The sequence below is a fragment of the Type-C symbiont of Plautia stali genome, from assembly GCF_059730935.1.
Genome location: NZ_AP035923.1, coordinates 754621 through 778569, shown reverse-complemented (window position 1 = coordinate 778569; position 23949 = coordinate 754621). Strand labels below are relative to the sequence as shown.

The 23949-nt window shown below is 60.7% G+C and carries 19 protein-coding genes and 1 other annotated feature; of the genes, 10 read left to right on the top strand and 9 right to left on the bottom strand.

All coding sequences use genetic code 11. From position 1 onward, the window contains the following. Positions 1-72: 72 nt before the first annotated feature. From thrC to AC6I7J_RS03585, 5 genes are all read right to left on the bottom strand, one after another. A complete protein-coding gene (gene thrC, locus AC6I7J_RS03605; RefSeq protein WP_021508656.1) occupies positions 73-1356 on the bottom strand; it encodes a threonine synthase in 1284 nt (427 codons plus the stop codon). A 3-nt stretch (positions 1357-1359) separates the two neighbouring features. Next, positions 1360-2289: a homoserine kinase gene (gene thrB / locus AC6I7J_RS03600; RefSeq protein ID WP_058776234.1), complete on the bottom strand. Its 930-nt coding sequence runs from the start codon at positions 2287-2289 to the stop codon at positions 1360-1362. 2 nt (positions 2290-2291) lie between these two features. Continuing rightward, a complete protein-coding gene (thrA, locus tag AC6I7J_RS03595) occupies positions 2292-4754 on the bottom strand; it encodes a bifunctional aspartate kinase/homoserine dehydrogenase I (RefSeq protein ID WP_021508654.1) in 2463 nt (820 codons plus the stop codon). Positions 4755-4780: 26 nt separating this feature from the next. Then, positions 4781-4904 (bottom strand) — a sequence feature (Thr leader region). Further along, complete coding sequence (gene thrL / locus AC6I7J_RS03590; protein WP_128601299.1) at positions 4840-4911, bottom strand: thr operon leader peptide; 72 nt, start codon at positions 4909-4911, stop codon at positions 4840-4842. It overlaps the preceding feature by 65 nt. 171 nt (positions 4912-5082) lie before the next feature. Continuing rightward, entirely contained in the window at positions 5083-5802 is a 720-nt protein-coding gene (locus AC6I7J_RS03585; RefSeq protein WP_498006861.1) for a tRNA/rRNA methyltransferase, read from the bottom strand. 609 nt (positions 5803-6411) lie between these two features. Here AC6I7J_RS03585 and arcA point away from each other — a divergent pair. Then, positions 6412-7128 carry a two-component system response regulator ArcA gene (gene arcA, locus AC6I7J_RS03580; protein ID WP_021508652.1) on the top strand — a complete coding sequence of 239 codons (717 nt, stop codon included), beginning with the start codon at positions 6412-6414 and terminating at the stop codon, positions 7126-7128. Positions 7129-7178: 50 nt separating this feature from the next. Here arcA and creA read toward each other — a convergent pair whose 3' ends face one another. Continuing rightward, positions 7179-7652, bottom strand: a complete 474-nt coding sequence (gene creA / locus AC6I7J_RS03575) for a protein CreA (protein WP_022548913.1) — start codon at positions 7650-7652, stop codon at positions 7179-7181. A 193-nt stretch (positions 7653-7845) separates the two neighbouring features. Between creA and robA the strand changes: the two genes are divergently transcribed. Further along, the gene (gene robA, locus AC6I7J_RS03570) at positions 7846-8721 is read left to right on the top strand and encodes an MDR efflux pump AcrAB transcriptional activator RobA (RefSeq protein ID WP_394515890.1); all 876 of its coding nucleotides are present in this window, start codon (positions 7846-7848) and stop codon (positions 8719-8721) included. 356 nt (positions 8722-9077) lie between these two features. Here robA and gpmB read toward each other — a convergent pair whose 3' ends face one another. Continuing rightward, positions 9078-9725: a 2,3-diphosphoglycerate-dependent phosphoglycerate mutase GpmB gene (gene gpmB, locus AC6I7J_RS03565; RefSeq protein ID WP_021508687.1), complete on the bottom strand. Its 648-nt coding sequence runs from the start codon at positions 9723-9725 to the stop codon at positions 9078-9080. A gap of 51 nt (positions 9726-9776) precedes the next feature. On the opposite strand from gpmB, the gene yjjX reads away from it, so the two are divergent. Then, the gene (gene yjjX, locus AC6I7J_RS03560) at positions 9777-10295 is read left to right on the top strand and encodes an inosine/xanthosine triphosphatase (protein WP_021508686.1); all 519 of its coding nucleotides are present in this window, start codon (positions 9777-9779) and stop codon (positions 10293-10295) included. Here the strand turns inward: yjjX and trpR are convergent, their stop codons facing one another. Continuing rightward, positions 10296-10604: a trp operon repressor gene (gene trpR / locus AC6I7J_RS03555; protein WP_021508685.1), complete on the bottom strand. Its 309-nt coding sequence runs from the start codon at positions 10602-10604 to the stop codon at positions 10296-10298. A 43-nt stretch (positions 10605-10647) separates the two neighbouring features. Then, positions 10648-12567 (bottom strand): murein transglycosylase, encoded by a 1920-nt coding sequence (gene sltY / locus AC6I7J_RS03550; protein ID WP_058757134.1) that lies wholly within the window; start codon positions 12565-12567, stop codon positions 10648-10650. A gap of 256 nt (positions 12568-12823) precedes the next feature. Between sltY and atzF the strand changes: the two genes are divergently transcribed. The 7 genes from atzF to urtD all read left to right on the top strand — a co-directional run bounded on the left by atzF (position 12824) and on the right by urtD (position 23949). Beyond that, positions 12824-14620, top strand: a complete 1797-nt coding sequence (atzF, locus tag AC6I7J_RS03545; protein WP_498006858.1) for an allophanate hydrolase — start codon at positions 12824-12826, stop codon at positions 14618-14620. A gap of 2 nt (positions 14621-14622) precedes the next feature. After that, positions 14623-18240 (top strand): urea carboxylase, encoded by a 3618-nt coding sequence (gene uca / locus AC6I7J_RS03540; protein ID WP_498006856.1) that lies wholly within the window; start codon positions 14623-14625, stop codon positions 18238-18240. 9 nt (positions 18241-18249) lie between these two features. Continuing rightward, a complete protein-coding gene (locus AC6I7J_RS03535) occupies positions 18250-18951 on the top strand; it encodes a GntR family transcriptional regulator (protein ID WP_104093707.1) in 702 nt (233 codons plus the stop codon). A gap of 30 nt (positions 18952-18981) precedes the next feature. Further along, positions 18982-20250 carry an urea ABC transporter substrate-binding protein gene (gene urtA, locus AC6I7J_RS03530; protein WP_498007208.1) on the top strand — a complete coding sequence of 423 codons (1269 nt, stop codon included), beginning with the start codon at positions 18982-18984 and terminating at the stop codon, positions 20248-20250. Positions 20251-20523: 273 nt separating this feature from the next. Further along, complete coding sequence (gene urtB / locus AC6I7J_RS03525; RefSeq protein WP_498006854.1) at positions 20524-22089, top strand: urea ABC transporter permease subunit UrtB; 1566 nt, start codon at positions 20524-20526, stop codon at positions 22087-22089. Next, the gene (gene urtC, locus AC6I7J_RS03520; RefSeq protein WP_498006852.1) at positions 22089-23165 is read left to right on the top strand and encodes an urea ABC transporter permease subunit UrtC; all 1077 of its coding nucleotides are present in this window, start codon (positions 22089-22091) and stop codon (positions 23163-23165) included. Before urtB ends, urtC begins: the two co-directional genes overlap by 1 nt. Then, positions 23158-23949, top strand: a complete 792-nt coding sequence (gene urtD, locus AC6I7J_RS03515; protein ID WP_058771510.1) for an urea ABC transporter ATP-binding protein UrtD — start codon at positions 23158-23160, stop codon at positions 23947-23949. The genes urtC and urtD overlap by 8 nt, the downstream gene beginning before the upstream one ends.

Below are 23949 nucleotides of genomic sequence, written 5' to 3'. Positions count from 1 at the left end.
TAAAAACCCGCGCGTTAAATCGCGCCGCCAGAAAAATGCATAACGGGCCGATGTGACCGGCCCGTTGGGTATTTACTTCAGCAAAAACGCCCGCAGCGCGGCGAAATCCGCCTTCATGGCATGCGACAGCAGCGGCAAATCGGCGCGCGCGGCCAGCGCTTCCGGCAGCGGCAGCGGCTGGCCGAGAATCTCTTCCACGCTCTCCTTAAACTTCGCCGGATGCGCGGTGCCGAGGAACAGGCCAAACTCCCCTTCCTGCAGCTGATCGCGCAGCAGACGATAGGCAATCGCCGCGTGCGGTTCTGACAGGTAACCCAGCTCTGCCAGCTCGCGCATGGTGGCTTTGGTGGTCTCATCCGACACCGCGCCGTAGGCCAGATCGGTCAGGCGCCAGGTTTTGCGGCGGAACAACTCTTCCACGCGCGGCCAGTTGTTAGGCTGGCTGACATCCATCGCGTTCGACAGCGTTGCCACGGTCGCGTTCGGCTGCCACTGACCGTCGGCAAGGAAGCGCGGCACGGTATCGTTGGCGTTGGTCGCGGCGATAAAACGCTTGATCGGCAGACCGAGCGATTTCGCCAGCAGGCCGGCCGTGAGATCGCCAAAGTTACCGCTTGGCACCGACACCACCAGCTGATTACGTTTCTCCTGCGGCAGCTGCGCTACCGCCTCGAAGTAATAGCAAATCTGTGCCAGCAGACGGCTGATATTGATGGAGTTAGCCGAGTTCAGGCCGATGGCTTTCTTCAGCTCTTCATCATCAAACGCCTGCTTAACCAGCGCCTGGCAGGCATCGAAGTCGCCATCGATCGCGATAGTTTCAATGTTGCCGCCCAGCGTACAGAACAGCTTCTCCTGCAGCGGACTGATTTTGCCCTGCGGATACAGGATGACCACGCGCACGTTTTCCATGCCGTAGAACGCGTGCGCTACCGCTGCGCCGGTATCGCCGGAGGTCGCGGTCAGAATGGTGATCTGCTCATCCGCGCCAGACACGTACGACAGCATCTGCGCCATAAAGCGCCCGCCGAAATCTTTAAACGCCAGCGTCGGACCGTGGAACAGTTCGAGGCAGGCCACATCGTCGCTCACCTGGCTCACCGGTGCCGGGAAAGCAAAGGCGTTCTTCACGCGCTCGGCCAACTGGTGCGCGGCAATTTCATCGCCGATGTAAGCAGAGAGAATCTTGCTGCTGCGGCTGACGAAATCCATCTCCAGCATCGCATCAATGTCGGTCAGCTCGAATTCCGGCAGTTCCAGCGGGAAAAACAGCCCCTGCTGCGAGCCGAGGCCCTGTTTCACGGCCTGCGCGAAGCTAACCTGCTCGTTGTGATCCTTAAGGTTGTAGAGTTTCATGCGTTATCCCAGTTTACGTGCGCCAGCCGTATCAAGACGGCAGATATGGACGAAGCCTTCCTCGTTCTGCAGATAGTGCTGGCTCAGCCAGTCCGCCATCCGCTGTGCCGTTGCCATCTCGTTGCAAACGGCGAAAAGTGTCGGGCCAGAGCCCGAAATACCGCAGGCCAGCGCGCCAATGTCGCTGGCCGCCTGCCGCGCCTCCGCAAAGCCCGGCAGCAGTTTGGTGCGATACGGCTCGGCGATCACATCCTGCATCAGTTTAGCCGCCAGCAGCGGCTGACGGGTGTGGCAGGCGTGAATAAAGCCAGCCAGCAGACGACCATGTTTGATGGCATCCTGCTTGCGATACTGCGCCGGCAGGATGGCGCGTGCTTCCGCCGTAGAGACTTTGATGCCTGGATAAGCCATTACCCACAGCCAGTCATCAAAGCACGGCACCTCCTGGCTGATGATCCCGTTCTCTTCAATCATCAGCTGTACGCCGCCGAGGAAGCACGGCGCGACGTTGTCATAGTGCACGCTGCCGGAGATGCGCCCTTCCAGCTCGCCCATCAGCGCCAGCAGCTCGGTGTCGTTAAGCGGCTGGCCGCAGAACTCATTCATCGCCATCAGGCCGGCCACCACCGAGCAGGCGCTGGAACCGAGGCCTGAACCAATCGGCATGTTTTTCTCCAGCGTCATCGCCACCGGAACGTCTTTACCAATCGCCTGGCAGAAACGCTGCCAGCACTGGTAAACGATGTTGTCCTGCGGATCGGCGGGCAGTTTGCTGACAAAGCGCCCTTTATTCTGCAGGCTAAACTGCTCTGCCGCTTCGACCGACACGCAGTCGCCCAGCAGCGAGCCATCCACCGGCGAAACCGCCGCGCCCAGCACATCAAAGCCGACGCTGACGTTACCTATCGAGGCCGGTGCATAAATTTTTACCATCATTAAACTCCCAACTTCCACGTCAGCGTGCGCAGCAGATCGGCAAACACACCCGCCGCGGTGACATCATTCCCCGCGCCATATCCGCGCAGAACCAGCGGGATCGGCTGATAATAGCGGCTGTAAAACGCCAGTGCGTTTTCGCCGTTCTTCACTTTGTACAGCGGATCGTTGCCGTCCACCGCATCGATTTTAACTTTGCAGGCGCCGCCCTCTTCAATCGCGCCGACGAAGCGTAACACTTTACCCTCATCACGCGCTTTGGCAACGCGCGCGGCAAAGGCGTTGTCCAGCTCCGGCAGCCGCGCCATAAACTGATCGACGTCGGCGATGTCCGTCAGGCTGGCGGGCAGCAGCGGTTCGATATCGATGTCGCTCAGCTCCAGCTGATGACCCGCCTCACGCGCCAGAATCAGCAGCTTACGCGCCACGTCAGTACCGGACAGGTCGTCACGCGGATCCGGCTCGGTAAAGCCCAGCTCGCGCGCCATGCGGGTAGCTTCGGACAGCGTCACGCCCTCATCCAGCTTGCCAAAGATAAACGACAGCGAGCCAGACAGGATGCCGGAGAATTTGATCAGCTCATCGCCGGCGTTCAGCAGGTTCTGCAGGTTTTCAATCACCGGCAGACCGGCACCGACGTTGGTGTCGTAAAGGAACTTACGGCGCGATTTCGCCGCCGCCGCACGCATCTGCTGGTAGTAATTCCACGACGAGGTATTGGCCTTTTTATTCGGCGTGACCACGTGGAAACCTTCGGCGAGGAAGTCTGCGTACTGATCGGCCACCGCCTGGCTGGAGGTACAGTCGACGATCACCGGGTTGAGCAGATGGTACTCTTTCACCAGACGAATCAGCCGGCCGAGGTTAAACGGCTCTTTGGCTTCCGCCAGCGCCGCCTTCCAGTTGCTGAGGTCGATGCCGTGCACGTTGGTCAGCAGCGCATGCGAATTGGCGATGCCGCACACGCGCAGATCGATATGCTTGCCCTTCAGCCACGCCTGCTGACGGTGCAGCTGCTCAAGCAGCGCGCCGCCGACGCCGCCGACGCCCACCACAAACACTTCGATCACCTGATCGGTGGCGAACAGCATCTGATGCACCACGCGCACGCCGGTGGTGACGTCATCGTTGCTGACCACGACCGAGATGGAGCGCTCAGAGGAGCCCTGCGCAATCGCCACGATATTGATGTTGGCGCGTGCCAGCGCCGAGAAGAATTTAGCGGAGATGCCGCGCAGCGTGCGCATGCCGTCGCCCACCACCGAAATCACCGCCAGCTGCTCCAGCACGTCGAGCGGATCGAGCAGGCCATCTTTCAGTTCGAGGTAGAATTCCTCTTCCAGTACGCGACGTGCGCGCGCCTGCTCGCTCTGCGGCACGCAGAAGCTGATGCTGTATTCGGAGGAGGATTGAGTAATCAGCACCACGGAAATGCCGGTGCGCGACATCGCGGCAAACACGCGCGCCGCCATGCCCACCATCCCTTTCATGCCCGGACCGGAGACGTTAAACATCGCCATGTTATTCAGATTGGTGATGCCTTTTACCGGGTTCTCATCCACTTCGCCTTCGCCGCCAATCAGAGTGCCCGGCGCCTGAGGATTGGCGGTATTTTTGATTAAGCACGGAATCTGGAACTGAGCAATCGGCGCGATGGTGCGCGGGTGCAGCACTTTGGCACCAAAGTAGGAGAGCTCCATCGCCTCCTGATAGGACATCGACTTCAGCAGACGCGCATCCGGTACCTGACGCGGATCGCAGGTGTAAACGCCATCGACATCGGTCCAGATTTCACAGCAGTCCGCGCGCAGACACGCCGCCAGCACGGCCGCCGAGTAGTCGGAGCCATTACGCCCCAGCACCACCAGCTCGCCCTTCTCATTGCCGGCGGTGAAGCCCGCCATCAGGATCATGTGGTCGGTCGGGATCTGGCTGGCCGCGATACGCCGGGTGGATTCGGCGATATCCACGGTCGATTCAAGATAGTGGCCCACCGCCAGCAGTTTTTCGACCGGATCGATCACCGTCACTTTGTGGCCGCGCGCCTGCAGCAGCGCTTCCATGATGGCAATCGACAGCTTCTCACCGCGACAGATAATGGCGGCGTTGACGGCATCCGGGCACTGGCCCAGCAGGCTGATGCCGTGCAGCACCTGTTTCAGCTGCGCAAACTCCAGCTCAACGCGGGTTTTCAGGCCATCGTAATCGAAACCTGGCTGAGCATCGGCCAGCCCCTGCAGCAGTTCGGCAAAAATGCGTTCGGCATCGCTGATATTCGGCAGCGCATCCTGGCCGCTGATGGTTTTCTCAATCATCGCTACCAGATGATTGGTGATTTTCGCTGGCGCAGAGAGCACGGTGGCAACCTGTCCCTGTTGCGCGTTGCTTTCCAGAATATCTGCCACGCGGAGAAAACGTTCCGCATTGGCTACCGAGGTTCCGCCGAATTTCAGCACTCGCATGATTGAAGCTCTCCTGAATTTTTGCCGAAAAAAAAGCCCGCACTGTTGAGGTGCGGGCTTCTTTCTTTTGTTTTTCCTGTATGCGTCAGCCCGCACCGTTACCTGTGGTAATGGTGGTGGTAATAATAATGGTGGTGTTCAGGCTGTGGTTACGCATTGAGATTTTTTCTGTCTGTCTTTGTCTTGTCCGTCTGCCTTCCAGAAGTAAAGCAAAGCGCACGTTAAGTCAACGAATTTGTCTTTGCACCCGAATGGTGCTGCTGCGCAGTGCTGCGCCGCAGACGCCGAAACGGATTGCGATCGTTCAGACAGCGTCACAGACGCCCGATCACTCACTGTCCGGAGCCGGTTTTCCCGAGCAATTATCTATAAGTTTTTTTTCTACGTCGTGCAGCAAACGGTGCAGCATGGCGCTGTCGCGCTGCTCCAGCAGACCGATGCGCTGATCGATCCAGTCCGCCAGCTTGGCATCATTGCTGACTTCCAGCGTCACCAGCAGCTGATGAAAGCGCTGGCGCAGCGCCTGCAGCTGCTGCGCGTTAGCCGCCTCAACCGGCGCGGCCGCTACCTGGTGCAGCGCCGACAGCTGATAGCAGTACACCATCACCGCCTGGCCGAGATTCAGTGAAGGATAGTCCTGCGCCATCGGAATGCCGGTCAGCAGATCGACCTGTTCCAGCTCCTCATTAGTCAGCCCACTGTCTTCACGGCCAAACACCAGCGCGATGCGATTCAGCCACTGACGCTTCTCCTGCAGGATGGTTTCGACCTGCGCCGGCGTGGCGTAATAGCGAAACTTCGCCCGGCTGCGGGCGGTAGTGGCCAAGGAAAAATCGACATCCGCCAGCGCGGCGCTCAGCGTGTCATAGGTTTTCACGTGGTCAAGAATCTCACCGGCGCCGTGGGCCACACGCCGCGCGGCCGGATCCTGCCAGGCGTCACTGGCGACAATACGCAACTCGCTAAATCCCATGGTTTTCATGGCGCGGGCAGCCGCGCCGATATTCTCCGGGCGAGCGGGTGAGACAAGGATCAGGGGGAAATGCATGATTTTTCCATCGAACGGTTAATAACCCGACCTATGTTGGCATGCAGGCGACAAAATACCAACCGCACGGGCCTGAGAAAATAAGATGTTAAGGATGTTAAAACAGGGCAAAAATGCCGGGCAGGCGTAATTATGCGTAATAAGCAAAATTTATGCGCCAAACCGATATTAAAACATTATTTTTCATGCAATTGAAAAGTTATTACCTGCAGGTTTTACTTTTGCGCTGATGCAGCTGAAATGTAGCGAAAATGCTGCTTTTTGTGAGCTAAGCTGGCATTCCAGTAGAAGTTTTTCATAAAAGTGTTAACGTGCTACACTTGCATTTGATATAAGTCAACGAAGCGTTGTTTTTATGCTTATCGGTTGTTGTTGGTGCTGTTAGGTTGCTGTTAATACGGTTAGGATAAGCGCCAGTCCGATACCCACGGGGCACGCAAATATTCATCCTGACTGGCTGAGCTAACACTGAAGTTGACGTAGATGGATGGTGTATTCCGAAGATCATTTCGTACACCGGTTGCGAACGGCCCACTGTTCAGTGGAACAGTTATGGCAACCGCCGTACGCCCTGTTTTCGATTTGTTGGCAAATTTTAGGTAGCGAAACATGCAGACCCCGCACATTCTTATCGTTGAAGACGAACTGGTCACGCGTAACACCCTCAAAAGTATTTTTGAGGCCGAAGGTTACGTGGTCTATGAAGCCACCGACGGCGCCGAGATGCATCAGGTTTTGACCGATAACGACGTCAATCTGGTGATTATGGATATCAACCTGCCGGGCAAAAACGGTTTACTGCTGGCGCGTGAACTGCGCGAACAGGCTAACGTCGCCCTGATGTTCCTCACTGGCCGTGATAATGAAGTGGATAAAATCCTCGGTCTGGAGATCGGTGCCGACGACTACATCACCAAGCCATTTAATCCACGTGAGCTGACGATTCGTGCGCGCAACCTGCTGTCGCGTACCATGAATCTGGCGATGCCGAGCGAAGAGCGCCGTCAGGTCGAGAGCTATCGCTTCAACGGCTGGGAACTGGATATTAACAGCCGCTCGCTGATCAGCCCGAACGGCGATCAGTATAAGCTGCCGCGCAGTGAGTTCCGCGCCATGCTGCACTTCTGTGAAAACCCAGGCAAAATCCAGACGCGTGCTGACCTGCTGAAGAAGATGACCGGTCGCGAGCTGAAGCCGCATGACCGCACGGTGGATGTCACCATTCGCCGCATCCGCAAACACTTTGAGTCGACGCCGGATACGCCGGAAATCATCGCCACTATCCACGGCGAAGGCTACCGCTTCTGCGGCGAGCTGCAGGATTAAGCGTCCGTCGCGAAACAAAAAAACGCCCGTCAGGGCGTTTTTTTATCGGCTCAGTGCCACGGCATAATCGGCACCGCGCTCAGCGCATTTTTCGGTGAGCCATCGACCACTTTATCCGAATAGCTCAGGTACACCAGCGCATGACGTTTCTGGTCAAAGAAGCGCACCACCTGCAGCTTTTTAAACACCAGCGAAGTGCGTTTGCGGAACACCACTTCACCCTGCGCCTTGCCCTGCGCGATTTTATCGCTAAGCTCTATCGGTCCCACCTGCTGACAGGAGATGGCCGCGTCGGAAGTATCTTCCGCCAGACCCAGTCCGCCCTTAATACCGCCGGTTTTTGCCCGGCTGATATAACAGGTTACATTTTTAACGTCGGGGTCGTCGAAGGCTTCCACCACGATCTTATGATCGGGGCCAAACATCTTGAATACGGTGTCAACGGAGCCGATCTCCTCGGCCAGCACGCTCTGACTCAACATAAATGTTGCCAGCGTGACTATAAGATTGCGAGCTATTGTCATTGAGTTACCATTGCAAACGGAATAGATGTGAATGTAATGTACTGTTAATCGAACCGAGAACCAAACCTAACGGGTCACAACCCGCATTGATGTAGCACAGTTAACTGGCAAACCACCCCCGCGCCGTTGTGCAATTCGTGCTACTATTCGGTGACTTCATCGTTGCGCCACCAGAGAGTTATGAGGATGTTTTATGGACCAAGCCGGTATCATTCGCGATTTGCTTGTCTGGCTGGAAAGCCATCTGGATCAACCCCTTTCGCTCGATAACGTTGCGCTAAAAGCGGGCTATTCCAAGTGGCACCTGCAGCGAATGTTCAAGGAAGTTACTGGCCACGCCATCGGCGCGTATATCCGCGCCCGCCGGCTGTCCAAGGCCGCCGTCGCGCTGCGTCTCACCAGCCGGCCGATCCTCGACATTGCGCTGCAGTATCGCTTCGATTCGCAGCAAACCTTTACCCGCGCGTTTAAAAAGCAGTTCAATCAGACACCTGCGTGGTATCGCCGCTCGTCGGAGTGGAATTCGTACGGCATTCGCCCGCCGATTCGCCTCGATGATTACCCGATGCCGCAAGCGCAGTTCGTCACGCTGCCGGAAACGGTGCTGGTGGGGCAAACGCAAAGCTATACCTGCACGCTGGAGCAGATCTCCAGCTACCGCGACGAGATGCGCATCCACTTCTGGAAGCAGTTCCTGCTGGAGACCGATACCGTGCCGCCGGTGCTGTACGGCCTGCATCAGGTACGCGCCAGCCATGAGAAGGATGATGAGCAGGAGATTCTGTACACCACGGCGGTGCCGGCCGACCAGCAGGCGCTGAGCATGCAGTCAAACCAGAGCGTGATTCTGGAAGCCGGGGAGTATGTGCAGTTCAGCTATCAGGGACCGCGCACTGCGCTGCAGGAGTTTATTCTGCTGCTGTACGGCACCTGTATGCCGACCCTCGGCCTGGTGCGCCGTCAGGGCCAGGATATTGAGCGTTTCTATACGCACGGTGGCAAGAAGCGCAGCGAGCCGCCAATGGAGATTCGCTGCGAATATCTGATTCCGATTCGTCCGCAGCAGTAACGGGCGGTGCGGATGGTCGCCATGAATGGCGACCCTACAGAAAATTAACCGTTTGTCGCCGATGCGGATTGCCTATGCCCTCGTAGGGTGCGCATTCATGCGCACCAATATGCGATCATTTATACGCACCGATTCAACCGCAGCAACAACCCCCACCGTTTGTCGCCGATGCGCATTGCCCGTGCACCCCGTAGGGTGCGCATTCATGCGCACCGATTCAACCGCAGCAATAACCCCCACCGTTTGTCGCCGATGCGCATTGCCCATGCCCTCGTAGGGTGCGCATTCATGCGCACCGATACGCGATCATTGATACGCACCGATACGCAGTCATTCTGCGCCTTGCGCTACCGCGCTTAACGCTGCAGCTCATCCAGCGCCGGGGCATCCAGATGCGACACATCGCCGGCCGTCTCCACCACCCAGCCGGCGGCGAGCCAGGCGCTTTGCTGATGATCGACGCGCGAAATCGAGCAGTTACGCAGACGCAAACGGCGCTCCGCATGGGCCGGCAGCCCGAGAATGGTACTCACCAGCACGCCCAGCGCCATGCCGTGGCTCACCAGCAGCGGACGGCTACCCGCCGGCAGATCGAGACAGGCGTTGAGCGCGGCATGCATGCGCGTCGCCATCTCCTCCATCGACTCGCCGCCCGGAATCCGGCCGCCTTCGGTGCCATCCACCAGCGCTTTACGCCAGCTCTCCTCTTCCGCCGTCAGGCCGTCGAGCGGGCGCTGCTCCAGACAGCCCATATTGAGCTCGCGCAGGCGGGCATCGAGCGTCACCGTACAACCGCAGGCATCAGCGATAATCTCCGCGGTGCGCCGGGTACGTCCTAAATCGCTGGCAATCACGTGAGTAATGCCCAGCGATTTCACGCGCTCGCCCACCTGATGCGCCTGCTGCTCACCTTTATCCGTCAGCGGACTGTCGGACTGCCCCTGAATGCGTCGGGCCGCATTCCAAACCGTTTCACCGTGACGAACAAGATAGACCTGTAACATGCTTAATTTCCGTTATACTGCGACAAATTTGTCTTGAGGGTTCAGGTAATTATGTACCATGTTGTCGCAGCCACCATCAATCCGGCAAAAATCCGCGCAATTGCTCAGGCGTTCAACGACGTTTTCGGCGAAGGATCCTGCCATATTGAAGGGGTCGAGGTCGAGAGCGGCGTCGCCGCGCAGCCCTTAAGCGATGCCGAAACGCGAACTGGCGCACGCCAGCGCGTGGCGAACGCGCGGCATGTGCGGCCACAGGCGGATTACTGGGTGGCGATTGAAGCCGGCATCGAAGGTGACTGCGCCTTTGCCTGGATGGTGGTGGAGAATGCGCAGCAGCGCGGCGAATCCCGCTCTGCCAGCTTTACGCTGCCACCGGTGGTGATGGCCGGTCTGGCTGCCGGGCATGAGCTCGGTGACGAAATGGCGCGCTTAACCGGCGTGGAGAATATCAAACACAAGGGCGGTGCGATTGGCGCCTTCACCCACGGCCTGCTGAGCCGCTCCAGCGTCTATCATCAGGCCCTGATTCTGGCGCTCTGTCCGTTTACTCACCCGCTGTATCAGCAGTGATCAGCTGCGCCCGAGGCGCGCTTCCAGCCAGCGTTTCAGCTCGGGCGGCGCCTCTTTCAGGCTATTGGATCCACGGGTGATGGTGGCAATCCCGACGCCCAATTCGTTTTTCAGCTCGCGCTGACTGATATCACCGTTGATCAACGCTTCGATAATGCGCAGGCGCGTGCCTAAGGCTTCGCGCTCATCCGGCGTCATCATCAGCTGCAGGAGTGGCAGCGCTACGTCATCGGAAAACGCGTTGTGCATCAGGTCGATGAAACGCAGCCAGTTGTCTTCAACCGGCTGCGGGGAAAGGGGTTGGCTCATGAAGGCTTCCGTACTCATTAACGAGTACGGAAGCATAACACAGTCAGTAACGGCGATTCCACTCGCCGTCGGCCAGAATCTTATCCGGCTTACCCATGAAGTAGCGGTAATAGGCATCGTAGGCCAGCACGTTTTTTACGTAGCCGCGGGTTTCCGAGAAGGGAATGGTTTCGATAAACGCCACCGCATCCAGTTTGCCGCCGCTGGTATTCAGCCAGCTGCGCACCCGCCCCGGGCCGGCATTATAGGCGGCAGAAGAGAAGATGCGGTTCTGACCAAACTGCTGATAGACATACTCCAGATACTGCGTACCAATCTGAATATTGGTCTGCGGATCGAGCAGCTGGCTGCTGTTAACGTAACCCGGAATGTTATACATCTTCACGGTATGGCTGGCGGTGCCCGGCATCACCTGCATCAGGCCACTGGCGCCAACTGGTGAGCGCGCTTTCGGGTTCCACGCGCTCTCCTGGCGGGAAATCGCCATGGCGTAGCTTGGCGTGATGCCTTTATCACTGGTGTATTGCTGATACAGATTGCGCCACGCCAGCGGGAAACGCTCTTTCAGGCTATCCCACATTTTCGCGGTGATGGTGGCCTGCACGCTGAGATCCCACCAGTCCTGTTCATTGGCGTAGCGCGCCAGCATCTGCTGCTGGGTACGGGTTTTACTGCTGATCAGGTTGGCCCACTCGCTGCGCGCCAGGTTATCCAGCCCCCAGTACATCAGCTCGCGCACGCGCGCCATCTCCGGCCCCTGCACCACGCTATTGTCCGCCGCCGGGGCCTGATCCACCTGCAGCGGATACTCTACGCCCAGCCGCTGTGCCGCCACCATCGGATAGAAGCCGCGCTGCTGCATCAGCTTACGCAGAATCTCTTCCGCTTCCTCTTTGCGCCCCTGCGCCATCAGTAAATCGGCCTGCCAGTACTGCCACTCATCTTTCTCTTTGGCTTCCACCGGCAGACGGGCAATCCAGGTGTTCAGGCCGCGACGGTCGTTTTCACTCAGCGCCAGCCGCACGCGCCGCTCAATCAGCGCGGTGGATTCGCTGTTCATCACCACCGCATCGCGCCAGCGCGCCTGCTCCGAGGTGAGATCGGCACCCATCATGCGCCACACCACCGTCTCTTTCAGATCCTGCTCTTCCGCCGGGCTCATCTTCTGCGCCTGAACCAGCTGCGGGATCATCATGCGCGCATTGTCCATATCCTGACGCGCCACGCGGGCAAAGGCGTAGCTGGTGGCCATGCGGGTAAAATCGGTCGGGCCGAGGGTGCTGGCAAAGGTGGTGACGGTCTGGGGATTTTGCTGCAGCGCAATCAGCGCGCTGGCGGTGGTTTGATAATCCGCCGGCAGCATTTTCGCCAGGTAATTGACCAGGCTGTCGTTGCCGGCTTTCATCGCCAGGCGGATGCGTTCGAGGATGGTGATCGGCGACAGCTGCCCTGAGGCCTGCCACACCGAGAACAGCTTGTCGCAGTCGTTCGGTAACGCGGTGCCGCGCAGCCAGATGGCTTTGGCCCCGTCAAACGCCGCCTGTTGCTGACCGGTCGCCCATTTGGCGTAGTACCAGTTACAGCGCGCCTGCACCGGCTTTGGCTCATCCGGGCTGAAGCTGAGCACGCCCGGCCAGTCCTGGCGGTGCGCCAGCACGTTAACAAAGCGCGTCTGCAGCGAACGCGCCGGCGGCAGCGTCGGATACTGCTGAATAAAGTTTTTCACCGCCAGCCCGGTCTCCTGATCGAGATCCTGCGCCAGCAGGCGGTACTGCAGGTACGGATAGAGCGGATAATCCTGCAGCGTTGGCATCAGCTGCTCAACCTGGTCCATCTGTTTGTTGTCCCAGGCCTGTTTGATTTGCGCATAGCGCTGTCGTTGCTGATCCAGCGAATCGGCCCACACGCTGCCGGCCGTGCTGACCAGACAGATCCCTATCATCCAGTTACGCCACTTCTCCACTCCGCTCTCCTCATTGCTGCGCTCCAGCTTATGCCGGACTCCCTTCATGCTAACCAGGCCAACCGGCTCTTGCCACGTTCTTCACAAAATTTACCCAGGCGCACCGTGATTGTTCAGCGCCTGCGCCGCAATTGTGCAAATAATCATCAGAAAAACTTATTACCCAGCAAATAGCTATGCGTTTTCATTCAGTTACAACTCTGGCACGTGCTTTGCTCTGTTGAATGCCATCTTGTATACCAGCTGGAATTCACTCATGGCATCGACCTTCGGTTTTACGCTTCAGGATTGGCAACGTTGCGCACAGCAGGATGCACAGCAGATCCCTGCACTGCTGGCCGCACATCTCGACGCATTCGATAACCAGGATAATGCCTGGCTGTACCTCGCTTCGCCGGCCCAGTTGCTGGCGCAGGTTGAACCGCTGCTGGCGGCGTATCAGCGCAATCCGGCTGCGCTGCCGCTGTTTGGCGTGCCGTTTGCCGTTAAAGACAACATTGACGTGGCAGGCTGGCCGACCACCGCCGCCTGCCCGGCGCTGACGTATCAGGCCGCAGCCGATGCCTTCGTGGTGGCCAGGCTGAAAGCGGCAGGCGCTATCGTCATCGGTAAAACCAACCTCGATCAGTACGCGACCGGTCTGGTTGGCACCCGCTCGCCGTATGGCGCGGTGAGCAACACCTTTAATCCGGCCTACGTCAGCGGCGGCTCCAGCTCCGGCTCCGCGTCAGTGCTGGCGCGCGGCCTGGTCGGCTTCTCGCTCGGCACCGATACCGCCGGCTCCGGCCGCGTGCCGGCAGGTTTTAACAATATCGTCGGACTGAAGCCGACCAAAGGCTGGTTCTCGGCCAGCGGCGTGGTACCGGCCTGCCGTCTCAATGACACCATCTCGGTGTTCGCCCTGACGGTTGCCGATGCCTTTAGCGTCGCCAGCATCGCGGGCGGCTACGACGCCGGTGACGCCTATGCGCGCCAGTCGCCACGCAGCGCACCGGCCAGTTTCCAGCCGCAACCCTCGCTGGCGATCCCTGCCGCGCCGCAGTTTTACGGTGACCAGCAGGCGGAAGCGGCGTGGCTCAGCGCGCTGGAGCAGCTTACGGCGAGCGGTGCGACGCTGCACCCTATCGACTTCGCCCCTTTCCACCAGCTGGCAGAGCAGCTCTATTACGGCCCGTGGGTGGCTGAGCGCACCGTGGCGGTCGGTGAGATGCTCGACCGCCCGGAAGAGATGGATCCGGTGGTGTACGGCATCGTCAGCAGCGGCCGCCAGTACAGCGCCGTCGAGGCGTATCAGGCCGAATACCTGCGTGCCGAACTGACGCGCCAGATCCAGCAGACGCTGGCCCGGTTCGATGCGCTGGTAGTGCCGACCTCGCCCACCATCCATACGCTGGAAGAGATGCAGCAGGAGCCGGTGCACTACAACTCGCAGTTCGGCACCTATACCAACTTCACGAATCTGGCCGATCTCAGCGCGCTGGCGCTGCCCGGCCCGTTCCGCGCCGATGGACTGCCCGCGGGCATCACGCTGATCGCCCCGGCGTGGCACGACCGCGCGCTGGCGGCGTTTGGCCTGCGCTGGCAGCAGCAGCTGGCGCTGCCGCTCGGGGCCACCGGCAAAGCGCTGCCGCCGCAGCCCGCCGCGCTGCCGCCGTCACCTGACCACGTGCGCGTGGCGGTGGTCGGTGCCCATCTCACCGGCATGCCGCTGAATTTCCAGCTCACCACGCGCCAGGCGGTGTGGGTCGAAGAGACGCAAACCGCCAGCCACTATCGCCTGTTCGCCCTGCTTGATGGCCCGATCAAAAAGCCCGGCCTGCTGCGCGGCGACAGCGGCGCGGCCATCACCGTTGAACTGTGGGACATCCCGCTGGCGCGCTTTGGCGAATTCGTCGCGGAAATCCCGGCACCGCTCGGCATCGGCTCGCTGACGCTGGCGGATGGACGCATCGTGAAAGGCTTTATCTGCGAACCGGCAGCGCTGACGCAGGCGCTGGAAATCACTGAATTCGGCGGCTGGCGCAACTGGCTGACGTCACAGGGGAATCACTAATCATGTTCAGCACCGTTCTGATTGCTAACCGTGGCGAAATCGCCTGTCGTGCCATCCGCACCCTGAAGCGCCTCGGCGTAACCAGCGTGGCGGTCTATTCGGATGCCGACCGCAACGCGCGTCACGTTACCGAAGCCGATGTGGCCATCGCCCTTGGCGGTGACAAAGCCAGCGACAGCTATCTGCGCATCGACAAAATTCTGGCCGCCGCGCAGCAAAGCGGCGCGCAGGCCATCTGGCCCGGCTACGGTTTTCTGTCGGAGAGCCTGCCGTTCGCCGCCGCCTGCGAAGAGGCCGGCATCGCGTTTGTCGGCCCGACCGCGCAGCAGATTGGCGAATTTGGTCTCAAGCATCGCGCCCGTGAGCTGGCAGCCAGCGCCGGCGTGCCGATGACGCCGGGCACACCGCTGCTCAGTTCGCTGCAGGACGCACTCAGCGCGGCGGAAGACATTGGCTATCCGGTGATGCTGAAAAGCACCGCCGGCGGCGGCGGCATCGGTCTGACCCGCTGCGCCGACGCCACGGCCCTGGAAAACGCGTGGGAGAGCGTGCGCCGTCTGGGCGAGCAGTTTTTCAGCGATGCCGGCGTGTTTCTTGAACGCTGCATCGACCGCGCGCGCCACGTGGAAGTACAGATTTTTGGCGACGGCAAGGGCAAGGTGATTGCGCTGGGCGAACGCGACTGTTCGCTGCAGCGCCGCAATCAGAAGGTGGTGGAAGAGACGCCGGCCCCTAATCTGCCGCAGGCCACGCGTGAAGCGCTGCTGGCTTCAGCGGTGCGGCTGGGCGAGCTGGTTAATTACCGCAGCGCCGGCACCGTGGAGTACATCTATGACGCCGCGCAGGACGCGTTTTATTTCCTCGAAGTGAACACCCGCCTGCAGGTGGAGCATCCGGTGACCGAGTGCGTCACCGGCCTTGACCTGGTGGAGTGCATGCTGCAGGTGGCGGCAGACGATGCCATCGACTGGGATCGTCTGCAGCAGCCACCGCACGGCGCATCAATTGAGGTGCGGCTGTACGCCGAAGATCCGCTGAAAAACTTCCAGCCGAGCCCGGGCGTGTTAACCCACGTCAGCTTCCCGCCGGGGGTGCGCGTCGACGGCTGGATCGAGACCGGCAGCGAAGTGACGGCGTTTTACGATCCGATGGTAGCCAAACTGATCGTGCATGGCGAAACGCGCGACGCCGCGCTGGCGAAGCTGCAGCAGGCGCTCGATGCCACTCAACTGCACGGCATCGCCACCAATCTCGATTATCTGCGTCAGATCGTGGCGACCGACGCCTTCCGCAGCGGCAACGTCTGGACGCGCTTCCTTGATGGCTTTACGCCGGCAGCCAGCGTCATCGAAGTGCTGCAGCCGGGCACGTTCAGCAGCATTCAGGACTTTCCCGGCCGCCTGGGCTACTGGGACATCGGCGTGCCGCCGTCCGGCCCGATGGATGACTTCGCCTTCCGCCTGGCCAACCGTATCGTCGGCAACCACGCCAGCGCCGCCGGGCTGGAGTTCACCCTGCAGGGCCCGACGCTGCGTTTCCACAGCGATGCACTGATTGCGCTGACCGGTGCCGACTGTCCGGCCGATCTCGACGGCAGCGCGGTCGACTACTGGCAGCCGGTGGCGGTGAAAGCCGGACAAACCCTGACGCTGGGCCGCGCGCAGAGCGGCTGCCGCACCTATTTAGCGGTGCGTAATGGTTTCGATGTGCCGGAGTATCTTGGCAGCCGCGCCACCTTCTCGCTGGGTCAGTTTGGCGGCCACGCCGGACGCACGCTGCGCGTCGCCGACATGCTGCCGATCTCTCAGCCGACGCTCGCCGCCTGCACCACGCCAGCCCCGGTCAGCGAACCTGAAGCGCTGGATCGCGCGCTGGTGCCGCACTACGGCAGCGAATGGCGCATTGGCGTGCTGTACGGCCCGCACGGCGCACCGGATTTCTTCACCCAGGCCGCCATCGATGAGTTCTTTGCCAGCGACTGGCAGGTGCATTACAACTCCAACCGGCTGGGCGTCCGTCTGGTCGGGCCTAAACCCAGCTGGACGCGCGCCAATGGCGGTGAAGCCGGGCTGCATCCGTCTAACGTACACGACTGCGAATACGCCATCGGCGCGGTGAACTTTACCGGTGACTTCCCGGTGATCCTGACGCACGACGGTCCGAGCCTTGGTGGCTTCGTCTGCCCGGTCACCATCGCCAAAGCCGAGCTGTGGAAAGTCGGCCAGGTCAAACCGGGCGATCGCATCCGCTTCCACCCGATCAGCGCTGACGAAGCGGTCGCGCTGGAGAAAGCTCAGGCGCACAGCGTAACCACGCTGCGCAGCCAGCACGCACCGGCCTTCGCGGTGCCTTCGCTGGCGGCGAGCGACATCGGTTCTGCCACCCTGTTAGCGGCGCTGCCGGCGACCGCCACCACGCCTGCGGCGGTCTACCGCCAGGCGGGCGACAAATATGTGCTGATTGAGTACGGCGATAACGTGCTGGATCTGGCGCTGCGCCTGCGCGTACACCTGCTGATGCAGGCGCTGCGCCAGCGTGCAGAGCCCGGCATTGAAGAGCTGTCGCCCGGCGTGCGCTCGCTGCAGGTGCGCTATGACAGCCTGGTAATTGGTCAGCAGCAGCTGATGACGCTGCTGCTGGAGCTGGAAGCCGGGCTGGACGACGTCAGCGCGCTGAAAGTGCCGTCGCGCATCGTCTGGCTGCCGATGGCGTTTGAAGACAGCGCCACGCTCGGCGCGGTGGAGCGTTACAAAGAGACGGTTCGCGCCAGCGCGCCGTGGCTGCCGAATAACGTTGACTTCATTCAGCGCATCAATGGACTGGCGAGCCGCGAAGCGGTACGCGACACCCTGTTTGCCGCCAGCTATCTGATTCTCGGTCTCGGCGATGTCTATCTCGGCGCGCCGTGCGCGGTGCCGATCGATCCGCGCCATCGCCTGCTGAGTTCTAAATACAGCCCGGCGCGCACCTTTACCGCCGAAGGCACGGTGGGCATTGGCGGCATGTACATGTGCATCTACGGCATGGATTCACCGGGCGGCTATCAGCTGGTGGGGCGCACGCTGCCCATCTGGAACAAGTTCCTGCAAAACGATCAGTTTGCCGCCGGCGAACCCTGGCTGCTGCGCTTCTTTGACCAGGTGCGTTTCTATCCGGTGAGCGAAGCGGAACTGACGCAGCTGCGCGACGATTTCCGCGCCGGTCGTGCCCGCATCCGCATCGAGCAGAACGAGTTTGATTTCGCGGCGCATCAGCAGTTCCTCGCCGACAACGCGACGGAAATCAGTGCCTTCCGTGAACGTCAGGCCGCGGCGTTTGAGCAGGAAGTCACGCTTTGGGCGCAGGAAGAGCAGGAAGCGCCGCTCACCAGTGAAGAGACGCTGGTGGTGGCCGACGCAGAGGACGACGCGCTGGCAGTGTGCGCTGACATGAACGGCAACATCTGGAAAGTGCTGGTTGCGCCGGGCGATACGGTGCAGGCCGGTCAGACGCTGATCATCGTGGAAGCGATGAAGATGGAGCTGGCGATTGTCGCGCCGCAGGCCGGCACGGTGAAACGCATTGCCTGCCAGGCGGGCCGTCCGGTGAGTCCGGGCGACACCCTGCTGTGGCTGGCTTAAGGAGCAGGTATGAACAGTAGCGCGCCCCGCAGCAAAGGCCGTCCCGAAGCGCTGGCCGAAAAGGTTTATCAGGCGCTGAAGCAGGACATCTTTGAATTCCGTCTGATGCCGGGTGACCGCTTCAGCGAAAACGAAATCGCCGATCGGCTGGCGGTGAGCCGCACGCCGGTCCGTCAGGCACTGTTCTGGCTGGAGCGCGAAGGCTACGTCGAGGTGTGGTTTCGCAGCGGCTGGCAGGTGCGGCCGTTCGATTTCGCCTACTTCGAGGAGCTGTACGACTTCCGCACCGTGCTGGAACGCGAAGCGGTGCGCCGCCTGTGCGCGCTGCCGCCGCTGGCCTGCGCGGAAACCCTGACCGCGCTGAAAACCTTCTGGATCGACGATGCCCGGCTGGAAGATGGCAAAGCGGTATCAGCGCACGACGAAGCGTTTCACATGGCGCTGGTGGCCGCGGCGGGCAATCAGGAGATGGCGCGCATCCACGCCGAGCTGACAGAAAAAATCCGCATCATTCGCCGTCTCGATTTCACGCGGGACGATCGGGTCGATGCCACGTACCGCGAGCACGCTCAGATCTTACGGGCGATTTTTCAGCAACACACCGAGGAGGCACAGCGCATTTTAACCGACCACATTGCCGTCAGTAAGGCCGAGGTCAGGAAGATTACATTGCACATGTTACAGCAGGCTCGGCTTCAACCCATTGAATAACAACAGATAACACAGTTAGGGGTTTAAATGATGAAAAGACGTTCGTTGCTTAAAGCGTTCGCGCTCACCGCTACCGTTGCCAGCATGGGCCTCGCCTTTACCGCACAGGCGGCAGACACCATCAAAGTCGGCATTATGCATTCGCTGTCCGGCACCATGGCGATTTCCGAAACGCCGCTGAAAGATGTGGCGCTGATGACCATCGATGAGATCAACGCCAAAGGCGGTGTGCTGGGCAAGAAGCTGGAACCGGTGGTGGTCGATCCGGCCTCTAACTGGCCGCTGTTCGCCGAAAAAGCGCGCCAGCTGCTGACTCAGGACAAAGTGGCGGTGGTGTTTGGCTGCTGGACGTCGGTCTCGCGCAAATCGGTGCTGCCGGTGTTTGAAGAGCTGAACGGCCTGCTGTTCTATCCGGTGCAGTACGAAGGCGAAGAGATGTCGCCGAACGTGTTCTACACCGGCGCCGCGCCGAACCAGCAGGCGATCCCGGCGGTGCAGTATCTGATGAGCGAAGATGGCGGCAGCGCGAAACGCTTCTTCCTGCTTGGCACCGACTACGTCTATCCGCGCACCACCAACAAGATTCTGCGCGCCTTCCTGCATAGCAAAGGCGTGCAGGATAAGGATATCGAAGAGGTGTACACGCCGTTTGGTTACAGCGATTACCAGACCATCGTGTCCAATATCAAAAAATTCTCCGCCGGTGGCAAAACCGCGGTGATCTCCACCATCAACGGTGATTCCAACGTCCCGTTCTACAAAGAGCTGGCGAACCAGGGCATTAAAGCAACCGACATTCCGGTGATTGCCTTCTCGGTGGGGGAAGAAGAGCTGCGCGGCATCGACACCAAACCGCTGGTCGGTCAGCTGGCGGCGTGGAACTACTTTGAGTCAGTGGATAACCCGACTAATGCGAAGTTCGTGGCCGACTACCGCGCTTACGCCAAAGCGCACAACCTGCCGAACGCCAGTACGGTGGTAACCAACGATCCGATGGAAGCCACCTACGTTGGTCTGCACATGTGGGCGCAGGCGGTAGAGAAAGCCGGCACCACCGATGTGGATAAAGTACGCGCCGCAATGGCCGGACAGACTTTTAAAGCGCCGGACGGCTTCACGCTGACCATGGACAAAACCAACCACCATCTGCACAAGCCGGTGATGATTGGTGAGGTGGAGGAGAACGGCCAGTTCAACGTGGTGTGGCAGACCGAACAGCCGGTGCGCGCCCAGCCGTGGAGCCCGTATATCGCCGGGAATGATAAGAAGCCGGACTATCCGGTGAAGTCGGCGCAGTAAGGGGAGGCTGACGGTCCTCGCCCTCTGGCCCTCACCCTAACCCTCTCCCGCTTGCGGGAGAGGGAACCGATCGAGCCAGCACGCCGCTACCGAACTCACCTGTAGCAGCGTCTCCCTCTCCCTGTGGGAGAGGGCCGGGGTGAGGGCCTTGCACCGCACTCACCCGTTTTTCTCCCTCTCCCTCCGGGAGAGGGCCGGGGTGAGGGCCAGACAACGCCTTAACCCCGGTGAGGGCCATACCGCACCCAATGTAACCATAACAGGATGATCACCATGACACTCCGCCGTATTCTCAGCTGCCTGCTGTTACTGCTGCCGTGGCTGGCGCAGGCCGGTGATAGCGCTGATTTCGCCGCTGCCAGCCGCACGCAGCAGGCGACATTGCTGCAGCAGTGGGCTGCGGCGCCGCAGGCCAGCCGCTTGCCGCTGCTGCAGGCGCTGCGCAATGAAAGCGTGGTTATCGACCAGAACAAACAGCCGTTCAGCAAACAGGCTGACCAGCTTCTGCCGCTCGACAGCGCCCGGCAGCCGGACGGCGAAACCAAAAAACTCTTCATGAACAACCGGCTGCGCGTGCTGATTGCCAGCGCCCTCGCCGCCCACCAGCTGGTGAGTGATGATGCGGCGATTCGCCTGCGCGCGGCACAGCAATTACAAAACGATGCCGCGCCTGACCAGCTGCCACTGATTGAACAGCGCCTCGCCGCCGAACAGGACAGCAAAGTACGCGCGGTGCTGGCGATGGCCGCTGCGAATCTGCAGCTCGCCAGCCCGGACGCCGCGCTGCGCCTGAAAGCGGTCACGCTGCTCGGAGAATCGGGCGATCCGGCGATGCAGGCCAGCCTGACGCGCTTAACCCAGGCCAGCAACGAACCCGATGCGCAGGTGCGCGCCGCTGCGGCCGCCAGCCTGCAGCACATCAGGCAGCGCCTGATGTGGGGCGATTGGCTCGGGCAGGCGTTTACCGGTCTGTCGCTCGGCTCCATTCTGCTGCTGGCCGCGCTCGGCCTGGCGATCACCTACGGCCTGCTGGGCGTGATCAACATGGCGCACGGCGAGATGCTGATGCTCGGCGCCTACGCCACCTGGCTGGTGCAGAATCTGTTCCAGCAGTTTGCGCCGCAGTGGCTGGCGTGGTACCCGCTGCTGGCGCTGCCGGTGGCCTTCGCCGTCACCGCCGTAATGGGCATGCTGCTGGAACGCACCATCATCCGCCACTTATACGGTCGCCCGCTGGAGACGCTGCTCGCCACCTGGGGCATCAGCCTGATGCTGATTCAGCTGGTGCGCATGCTGTTTGGCGCGCAGAACCTCGAAGTGGCCAACCCGGGCTGGCTGTCCGGCGGCTGGCAGCTGCTGCCGAATCTGGTGCTGCCGTATAACCGCATCGCGGTAATCCTGTTTGTCATCGCGGTGCTGGCGCTCACCTGGCTGCTGCTGAATAAAACCCGGCTGGGGCTGAATGTGCGGGCGGTCACGCAGAACCGCGCTATGGCCGACTGCTGCGGCGTGCCGACCGGGCGCATCGATATGCTGGCGTTTGGCCTCGGTTCCGGCATTGCCGGACTCGGCGGCGTCGCGCTGTCGCAGCTGGGCAACGTCGGACCGGAACTGGGTCAGGGCTACATCATCGACTCATTCCTCGTGGTGGTGCTCGGTGGCGTCGGTCAGCTGGCCGGCACCGTGGTGGCGGCTTTTGGTCTCGGCATCCTTAACAAAGTGCTGGAGCCGCAGATTGGCGCGGTGCTCGGCAAAATCCTGATCCTCGTGCTGATTGTACTGTTCATCCAGAAACGTCCCCAGGGTCTGTTTGCCGTTAAAGGGAGGGTGATTGACTGATGAGCCAGCCACTGACCTTACGCGCGGTGCGCAAAGCGCCGCGCCTCAGCCTGATTCTCGGCGTCATCGTGACCGCGCTGCTGCTGGTGCTGCCGTTCTGCGCCCTGCTGCCCGCCAGCCATCCGCTGGCGATCTCCACCTATACGCTGACGCTGGTGGGCAAAATCCTCTGCTATGCGATTATCGCGGTGGCGCTGGATCTGGTGTGGGGCTACGCCGGGCTACTGTCGCTCGGCCACGGGCTGTTTTTTGCCCTCGGCGGCTATGCCATGGGCATGTACCTGATGCGCCAGGCTGCAGGCAGCGGTTTGCCGGCGTTTATGTCGTTTCTGTCGTGGAATGAGCTGCCGTGGTTCTGGGCCGGCAGCCAGCACTTTCTCTGGGCGCTGTGCCTGATTGTACTGGTGCCGGGCCTGCTGGCACTGCTGTTTGGCTTCTTCGCCTTCCGCTCCAGAATCAAAGGCGTCTACTTTTCCATCATGACGCAGGCGCTGACTTACGCTGGCATGCTGCTGTTTTTCCGCAACGAAACCGGCTTTGGCGGCAACAACGGCTTTACCGGTTTTACTACCCTGCTCGGTTTCAGCGTCACCGCCACCGGCACGCGTATCGCACTGTTTATCGCGACCGTGCTATTGCTGCTGTTCAGCCTGGCGCTGGGCTTTGCCCTGGCGCGCAGTAAGTTTGGTCGCGTGCTGACGGCGGTGCGCGATGCGGAAAACCGCCTGATGTTTATTGGTTACGATCCGAAGGGCTTCAAGCTATTCGTCTGGACGCTCTCCGCCGTGCTGTGCGGGCTGGCCGGTGCGCTGTACGTGCCGCAGGTCGGCATCATCAACCCGAGTGAAATGTCGCCGACCAACTCGATTGAAGCGGCGATTTGGGTGGCGCTCGGCGGACGCGGCACGCTGATTGGCCCGCTGCTGGGTGCGGCCATCGTCAACGGTGCCAAAAGCTGGTTCACCGTCGCCTTCCCGGAATACTGGCTGTTTTTCCTGGGCCTGATGTTCATCCTGGTCACGCTGTTCCTGCCGCGTGGCGTAATTGGCCTGCTGCGCCGGAGGCGTCATGACTGAGCAACTGTTTACCCAACCGCACCCGGCGGATCGCCATCGTCAGCAAACCGATCCGGTGCTGCTGCTGGAGAACATCAACGTCTCGTTTGACGGCTTCCGCGCGCTGACCGATCTGTCATTGCAGATTGGCGTCGGCGAACTGCGCTGCGTGATCGGCCCGAACGGTGCGGGAAAAACCACGCTGATGGACGTGATCACCGGCAAAACCCGCCCGGACAGCGGCCAGGTGATCTACGACCAGGATACCGATCTGCGCCAGCTGTCGCCGGTCGAAATCGCCCGTGCCGGCATTGGCCGCAAGTTTCAGAAACCCACGGTGTTTGAAGCGCTGACGGTGTTTGAAAACCTCGAAATCGCGCTGAAAAACGATAAATCGGTGTGGGCCAGCCTGCGTGCCCGGCTTAGCGGCGAGCAGCGCGATCGCATCGACGAGGTGCTGAAACTGCTGCGGCTCGGCGGCGAACGCCAGCGGCAGGCGGGTCTGCTGTCGCACGGGCAGAAGCAGTTTCTCGAAATCGGCATGCTGCTGGTGCAGGAGCCGCACCTGCTGCTGCTGGACGAACCGGCAGCCGGCATGACCGATGCCGAAACCGACTACACCGCCGAGCTGTTCCGCAGCCTGGCGGGCAAGCACTCGCTGATGGTGGTGGAACATGACATGGGCTTTGTGGAAACCATTGCCGACCACGTGACGGTGCTGCATCAGGGCCAGGTGCTGGCTGAGGGATCGCTGCGCGAGGTACAGGCGGACGATCGGGTTATCGACGTATATCTGGGGCGCTGA

Bases quoted from the DNA above. Each gene is read 5' to 3' on its own strand.
- uca (WP_498006856.1), top strand. From the start codon at position 14,623: ATGTTCAGCACCGTTCTGATTGCTAACCGTGGCGAAATCGCCTGTCGT.
- arcA (WP_021508652.1), top strand. From the start codon at position 6,412: ATGCAGACCCCGCACATTCTTATCGTTGAAGACGAACTGGTCACGCGT.
- creA (WP_022548913.1), bottom strand. From the start codon at position 7,652: ATGACAATAGCTCGCAATCTTATAGTCACGCTGGCAACATTTATGTTG.
- yjjX (WP_021508686.1), top strand. From the start codon at position 9,777: ATGTACCATGTTGTCGCAGCCACCATCAATCCGGCAAAAATCCGCGCA.
- urtB (WP_498006854.1), top strand. From the start codon at position 20,524: ATGACACTCCGCCGTATTCTCAGCTGCCTGCTGTTACTGCTGCCGTGG.
- urtA (WP_498007208.1), top strand. From the start codon at position 18,982: ATGAAAAGACGTTCGTTGCTTAAAGCGTTCGCGCTCACCGCTACCGTT.
- robA (WP_394515890.1), top strand. From the start codon at position 7,846: ATGGACCAAGCCGGTATCATTCGCGATTTGCTTGTCTGGCTGGAAAGC.
- atzF (WP_498006858.1), top strand. From the start codon at position 12,824: ATGGCATCGACCTTCGGTTTTACGCTTCAGGATTGGCAACGTTGCGCA.
- AC6I7J_RS03535 (WP_104093707.1), top strand. From the start codon at position 18,250: ATGAACAGTAGCGCGCCCCGCAGCAAAGGCCGTCCCGAAGCGCTGGCC.
- gpmB (WP_021508687.1), bottom strand. From the start codon at position 9,725: ATGTTACAGGTCTATCTTGTTCGTCACGGTGAAACGGTTTGGAATGCG.
- urtC (WP_498006852.1), top strand. From the start codon at position 22,089: ATGAGCCAGCCACTGACCTTACGCGCGGTGCGCAAAGCGCCGCGCCTC.
- thrC (WP_021508656.1), bottom strand. From the start codon at position 1,356: ATGAAACTCTACAACCTTAAGGATCACAACGAGCAGGTTAGCTTCGCG.
- urtD (WP_058771510.1), top strand. From the start codon at position 23,158: ATGACTGAGCAACTGTTTACCCAACCGCACCCGGCGGATCGCCATCGT.
- thrA (WP_021508654.1), bottom strand. From the start codon at position 4,754: ATGCGAGTGCTGAAATTCGGCGGAACCTCGGTAGCCAATGCGGAACGT.
- trpR (WP_021508685.1), bottom strand. From the start codon at position 10,604: ATGAGCCAACCCCTTTCCCCGCAGCCGGTTGAAGACAACTGGCTGCGT.
- thrB (WP_058776234.1), bottom strand. From the start codon at position 2,289: ATGGTAAAAATTTATGCACCGGCCTCGATAGGTAACGTCAGCGTCGGC.
- AC6I7J_RS03585 (WP_498006861.1), bottom strand. From the start codon at position 5,802: ATGCATTTCCCCCTGATCCTTGTCTCACCCGCTCGCCCGGAGAATATC.